Here is a 1052-nt window from a genome sequence, read left to right as displayed (position 1 = left end):
CTCCGCTGTTGCGGGGGGCGTGGGGGCGGGCGGGGGGGGGCGCGGTCCCGCCCCCCGCCCCCCCCCCCCCCCCCCCCCCCCCCCCCCCCCCCCCCCCCCCCCCCCCCCCCCCCCCCCCCCGCGGCCGTTTCCCACGCAGGGCAGTCAGTGCCGGGCGCCGCACGGCCGCCACGGCTCGGTGGGCCCGCAGCCCCGGGCTTGCCACCGACCCGATCGGGACACGGTCCGAAGCCAGAGCGGCAGGGCACGGTCCGGCGCCGACGGGCACGGTCCGGCGTCAGAGCGCCAGGGCACACTCCAGCGCTGACGAGGCAGCGCACACTCCATCGCCCGGGGCACGGTCCGGCGCCGGACGGGTTACGGCGGCGGAGGTCAGGACCGGTGCGGTAGGTTCTGCAACCTCACTTGGCCGCGCGCGACCAGGCGCCCGTCCTCATCGGTGACCACGACCTGCCACAACTGCTGCATTCCGCCGCGATGGATAGGGGTCGCCTCGGCGGTGAGTTTGCCCTGGCGCACCGCACGCAGGAAGTCGGTGGAATTGTTGACCCCGACCACGACCCCGCGATCGCCGTACCAGGCGGCGCCGCCGGTGCTGGCGAGGGTTTCCACGACGGTGCAGAGCACTCCCCCGTTCTGGATTCCGGCCGGCTGGTGGTGCCGTGGGGTGACGACCCATTCGCCGCATACCCGGTCCGGTCCCAGTTCGGTTATCCGCAGGCCCAGCAGGTCGGCGAAGGTGCCTTTATTGAGCTCGTTCATCTCTTCGGGGCCGATATCGGCGAACGACTGCGGGAGCCGGGTTTGCTGTTCCGTCATATCCCCACAATCGCACGGGGCCGGCAGCCGAGCGGAACCGGACGGACGGTACGACCGGCCACCGCGTCGGTTCCGGCCGGATAACCGCAGCCGCCTCCGCGGTGACCGAGACGAAGCCGGCGGCATTGCCGCGGCACTTCACCCGCAGCCCCTGTGAAAAGCGGGGGGGGGGCGGCGGGGGCGGGGGGCAGCTGTAACGCGCCCTGGGTGGCAGCGCCGACGGCTCCGGTTGC

General features: G+C 74.2%; 1 protein-coding gene. It reads right to left on the bottom strand.

Features of this window, described 5'->3' with window-relative positions; translation table 11 throughout:
• Window positions 1–372: 372 nt before the first annotated feature.
• On the bottom strand, window positions 373–819 hold the full coding sequence (locus QH276_RS00275) for a PaaI family thioesterase (RefSeq protein WP_280397727.1): 447 nt from the start codon (window positions 817–819) through the stop codon (window positions 373–375).
• Window positions 820–1052: the final 233 nt, after the last annotated feature.

Origin of the sequence: Nocardia carnea (assembly GCF_029869215.1) — a bacterium.
Lineage (GTDB): Bacteria > Actinomycetota > Actinomycetes > Mycobacteriales > Mycobacteriaceae > Nocardia > Nocardia carnea_B.
Note: the sequence above shows the minus strand (reverse complement) of the source record. Positions and strands in the feature narration are given on the sequence as shown.

Excerpts from the sequence above, each read along its gene's own strand:
- QH276_RS00275 (WP_280397727.1), bottom strand. The coding sequence starts at position 819 with ATGACGGAACAGCAAACCCGGCTCCCGCAGTCGTTCGCCGATATCGGC.